At 70.5% G+C, this 4,783-nt stretch carries 3 protein-coding genes and 1 pseudogene; 2 read left to right on the forward strand and 2 right to left on the reverse strand.

All coding sequences use genetic code 11. The annotated features are described in order from the left end of the window. A partial coding sequence (locus tag VF330_RS11100; RefSeq protein ID WP_330851454.1) for a hypothetical protein occupies window positions 1–227 on the forward strand: 227 nt, incomplete at its 5' end. On the opposite strand, the gene VF330_RS11105 is transcribed toward VF330_RS11100, so the two are convergent. Then, a complete protein-coding gene (locus tag VF330_RS11105) occupies window positions 224–3,250 on the reverse strand; it encodes a TIM-barrel domain-containing protein (RefSeq protein ID WP_330851455.1) in 3,027 nt (1,008 codons plus the stop codon). The two genes, VF330_RS11100 and VF330_RS11105, sit on opposite strands and share 4 nt — an antisense overlap. A gap of 186 nt (window positions 3,251–3,436) precedes the next feature. Between VF330_RS11105 and VF330_RS11110 the strand changes: the two genes are divergently transcribed. Continuing rightward, the gene (locus VF330_RS11110; protein ID WP_330851456.1) at window positions 3,437–4,525 is read left to right on the forward strand and encodes an amidohydrolase family protein; all 1,089 of its coding nucleotides are present in this window, start codon (window positions 3,437–3,439) and stop codon (window positions 4,523–4,525) included. On the opposite strand, the pseudogene VF330_RS11115 reads toward VF330_RS11110, so the two are convergent. Further along, a pseudogene (locus tag VF330_RS11115) lies at window positions 4,522–4,783 on the reverse strand (IS630 family transposase); the annotation flags it as partial. The gene VF330_RS11110 and the pseudogene VF330_RS11115 overlap by 4 nt on opposite strands.

Consider the following 4,783-nt stretch of genomic DNA (forward strand, 5'->3'; position numbering starts at 1 on the left):
AAAAGCCAAGAGCCAAAGCCAAGAGCGAAAAGCCAAGAGCGAAAAGCCAAGAGCGAAAAGCCAAGAGCGAAAAGCCAAGAGCGAAAAGCCAAGAGCGAAAAGCCAAGACTGCTCGGCTTCGCCTTCGCGTCTGGCTCGCCTTCGGCTTCGCGGTTCCCTGGGGATCGCGGACGGGCTGCTGCGCACAGGAGCTCGCGCAGCAGCGCGACCGGACGGGAATCCGCTAGATGCGGACCACCACCTTCTGGAACGACGACCTGCCGGACGCCTGCACGGTCCGGGTCGTGCCGTCCGCGTTGTGCACCACCACGGTCCAGTTGCGCTTGGACACCTTGCCGGGGAACCAGCCCTTGGCCGGGTGGATGGTGACCGAGTCGCCGTCCTGCACGATGCGGGTGCGGGCCGACAGCTTGCGGCCGCCGTCCTCGTACAGCGAGAACTCGCCCTTCGCGCCGGCCGTCACGTGCACGGTCAGCTCCTCGGCCTTGTTCTGGGCGTCGTTGGCCACGTTGTTCGTGCGCTCCACCAGCACGCCGCCCGAGCGCAGGAACACCGGCATGGTGTCCAGACCCGCGCTGACGGTCGCCCAGGTGCCGCCCTGGTAGACCTGCCCGGTGAAGTAGTCCGTCCACTGGCCCGGCGGGAACCAGACCCGCGTCGAGGCGGTGTCACCGGGCGTGGTGATCGGCGCGACCAGCATGTCCGGTCCCAGCAGGAACTGGCTGTCCACAGTGGAGTACGCCTCCGGGCTGCCCGGGTACTCCAGGTAGGCCGGGCGCACCATCGGCACGCCGGTGCGGTTCGCCTGCTCCGCCAGCGAGTAGAGGTACGGCACGAGACGTTCCCGCAGGTTCAGGAACTTCGTGGCGGACGCGTTGGCGGCCGCGCCGTACTGCCACGGGAGCCGGTCGCTGTGGTTGCTGTGCAGGCGCGTGATCGGCTGGAACACGCCGAGCTGCACCCACCGCGCGTACATGTCGTCCGGCATCTTGGTGGTCCAGCGCAGCTGGCCGTTGTCGAGGTACTGCTCCGACCCGCGCAGGCCGGTGGTGTCGTTGTGGCCGCCGATGTCGTGGCTGATGTTCGACATGCCCGTCGACACGCCCTCGTTGGACGTGTAGGCGATGGTGCCCTTCAACGTGCCCCACGTCGACGACGTGTCGCCGGTGAAGTGCAGCGTCGAGCGCTTCTCCGCCCACGGACCCGTCGGCAGCGCGCCGCCGCCGCTGTACCCGCCGGCCTGCAGCGAGCCGAAGCCGCGGGAGAACGCGAACGAGCCCATCTTCGCGTACTGCTCGTTGATCCACGTGTCCGGCGTGACGCCGCGCTTCGACGAACCCGAGGCGTCACAGCACCAGTCGAGCCACCAGAAGTCGGTGGGCATCTTGCCGTGCAGCTCCACGTACGCGCGCAGCTGGTCCGGGTCGCCCCAGTCGAAGCTGTAGTTGTCCACGCCGTCGCGGGTGCCGGTCTTGACGAGCTTGCCCTTGGCGGTGGCCTGCGCCTTCGCGAAGTCCGGGTCGTTGCCCTGGATGCTCGGGTGGATGTTCAGCGTGCTGTGCAGGCCCTCGCCGTGCGCCCAGTCCAGGAACCCCTGCGGGTCGGGGAACTTGTTCCGGTCCATCTGCCAGCCGTTCCACCGGTTCTGCGCCTTGAAGTCGGTGTCGATCACGAGGACGTCCAGGGGGACGCCGTTCTGGCGGAACGCGGGCAGGATCCGGTCGCGGAAGTCCGCGGCCGTCCTGTCGATGTACTCGGAGTACCAGACTCCGTAGGCCCAGCGCGGCAGCAGCTTCGCCCCGCCGGTCAGCGTCGCGAGGTCGCCCAGCGCGGTCTTGTAGTTCTGGCCGTAGCCGAACACGTACCCGTCCTGGTACGGCTGCGCGCCCTTGTTCGCCCGCAGCGTGCCGTCGCGCAGCGCGGAAGGCGTGTCGTCGAGCGTGAACCAGCCGTCGCGGTAGAGCAGGCCGGGGTAGAGGCGCGGGTCGCCGTTGTCGCCGTTGTAGCCGTCCAGCGAACGCCGGTAGCCGCCCAGCGCCAGGTGCTGCGTCGAGGTGTTGACCCCGATCGTGTCGAGGTTGACGTGGCAGCCGGTGTCCGGGCAGGCGACGGTGAGATCCGACGAGCCCGCGGGCAGCGGTACCTGGAGCGTCGCGGTCGCCCACGTCGCCCAGTTCGCCGTGGTGGGCAGCGTGTACGGCTGTCCGTTGACCAGCACGGTCCGCGCCTGGTACTTGCCGTCGCCGCCGGTCCCGTTGGCGTAGCGCACGACGACCGGGTACGTGCCGGCGGAGGGCACGCTCGTGACGCGCTGGACGAGCTTCGTGCCGCCGACGAGCTCGGCCACGAAGCCGGTGCCCGCGAAGCCCGCGTGCTCGTCGGCGATCTTCGCCGCGCCGCTGACCACGCCGTTCTCGGCCTCGCAGCTCGTGCCGAAGCGGCACTCGTCGGTGGCCCTGACGCTCGGGTACGCCTGTCCGGCGGTGAGCAGGGCGAGGCTGTCAACGTTGACGTTGCCCGAGTCGCCCGCGCCGCGGGTGAGCGCGACGCGGTGTTCGCCCGCGGTCAGGTCGACCTCGGTCTCGGCGGTCCGCCAGTCGTTCCAGTCGTTGCCGCGGGGCAGCGTGACCTGCTTCGGCGCCTGCCCGTCGACGCTCAGGCTGAGCGTGCGGTTCTCGTGCTTGCCGTCGCCGCCCTGGCCGTTCGCGTACCGCACGACGACCCGGTGCCTGCCCGCACTCGTCGCGCGCACGGTGGCCGTGACGCCGTTGTTGGTGTACTCGAAGCCGGCGACGAACCCGGACCCGGTGAGGCCGGGGTGGTCCGCCGCGACGAGCATGCCCTCGCGTGCCTGGTCCTCGGCCTCGCAGAGCTGCCCGGTCGCACAGACCACCCGCCGCCACGGGGACGCGGTCGTGCCACCGGCCTTGAGCTCGAGGTTATCCGCGCGGAACGGGCCGGAGCCCACGCGGTAGCGCAGGGTCAGCGCGGAGGTGGTGATGACCAGCCAGCCGTCCGTGACCCGCGACGTGTAGGACGGGGTCGGGAAGGTGCGGTTTACAACGTTGTAAGTCGCTGCGTTCTCGAAGCGGCTGTCTCCGGCGTACTCCGTTCGCACGAGGGTGGGGGAGAGGATCTGGAACCTGGCCTGTCCCGACGTGACCGTGCCGTTCGGCTGGGCGGTCGCGGGGGCGGGAAGGCCCAGGGTCAGCAAAGCCAGCAGGGGGATGACTGTTGCGCGTTTCCGCATCGTTCTCCTCGTCTGACGCCGTCGGCTTCCGAGGTGTTCAGGCACCTGAACGTTCTTCACCTTGGCCTTGCCGTGTGGAGCGATCAAGACGCCAGTCGGAGCAGCGACCGGGCGAACGACCGGTCGAGCGCGTTTGTCCTCCGCCGTCGCGGGCATCTCAGGTCCCGGCGAGCGGGGAGGAGCCCGATGTACGCGGATGACCTGGTGCGGCCGTGGTGGGAGGCCCTGGACCTCGACTGCCCGCTGTTCGACGTCCACACCCACGTCGGCACGAACGACCCCAGCGGCTTCTCCGCCACCGCCGACGAGGTCCGGTCCGCGTTGTCGCTGGTGGGCGCGGAGGCGGCGGTGTTCCCGCTGACCGAACCGGACGGCTACCGCGCCGCGAACGACGCGGTGCTGCGGGAGCCGGGGCTCGTGCCGTTCTGCCGGGTCGCGCCGGGGGACGACCCGGCCGGCGAGGCGCGCCGGTGCGTGGAGGCCGGCGCCGCCGGGATCAAGCTGCACCCGGCGAGCGACGAGTTCGCGCTCGACGACCCGGAGCTCACCGGCGTCCTCGAACTGGCGCACGAGTTGCGACTGCCGGTCGTCGTGCACGCCGGGCCGGAGATCGACCCGTTCGGCGACACGCTGCTCGCGGTGCTGGACCGGTTCCCCGGCGCCCGGTTCGTCCTCGCGCACGCCGGCCTGACCGACCTGGCGTGGCTGGCAGGGCACCCGGCGGACGGCCTGTTCTTCGACACGTCGTGGTGGAGCCCCACCGACCTGGTCACGCTGTTCGGCACGATGCCGCCGGGCAGGGTGCTGTTCGGCAGCGACGTGCCGTACTCGACGCCGACCTGGGGCGCGCACGCCACCGCCCGCTGCACCCGGTACCTCGGCCTGGACGACACCCAGGTCGCGGGTGTCCTCGGTGGACAGTCACGCCGCCTGGTCGACCGGGCCGAGCCCCTCGACCTCGGTCCCGCTCCCGGCCACGTGCCGCCGCTGGACCCGTTGCTGGAACGGCTCCAAGTCTACCTCGCGGCGGGTGTCGAGGCCACGAAGCGCGGCGAGTCGCCGGGCCAGATGCTCGACCTCGCCCGGCACTGCTGCCGCGTGCGGCCCGGCCACCCGCACCGCGCGGTCTTCGAGTCGGTGCGGGAGCTGCTCGACCGGTACGAGAAGCACGCGCCGCAGATGAGCACCGGCAACGAGTACGCGCCCGGCTGGGACCTGATCGCGACGGCCGCGATCGTCGCCCGTACGCCGGGGACGCCCCTGCCGGACCTCTAAGCATCTGGCCAGAAGTCTTGTCCGAAACCTGGGGGTGGCCAGGGGCTGGTCCAGGGTGCGGCGGTGGTGAGGTTCTGCTCGGTGGTGCGGTCGCGGAAGTAGGCGTGTGCCTGGCGGACGCGGCCGGCCATCGTGGCGGGTGCGGTGTTGGCGATGTGGCGTTTGAGTCCGGCCCAGATGCGTTCGACGGGGTTGTCCTGCGGGCTGTATTTCGCGCCCTCGATCAGCATCAAGCGTGGGTGTTCGGTCAGCCACCGC

The sequence above is a fragment of the Lentzea sp. genome (assembly GCF_036380075.1).
GTDB lineage: Bacteria > Actinomycetota > Actinomycetes > Mycobacteriales > Pseudonocardiaceae > Lentzea.

Coding starts and splice junctions, on each gene's coding strand:
- VF330_RS11105 (WP_330851455.1), bottom strand. CDS start 3,250: ATGCGGAAACGCGCAACAGTCATCCCCCTGCTGGCTTTGCTGACCCTG.
- VF330_RS11110 (WP_330851456.1), top strand. CDS start 3,437: ATGTACGCGGATGACCTGGTGCGGCCGTGGTGGGAGGCCCTGGACCTC.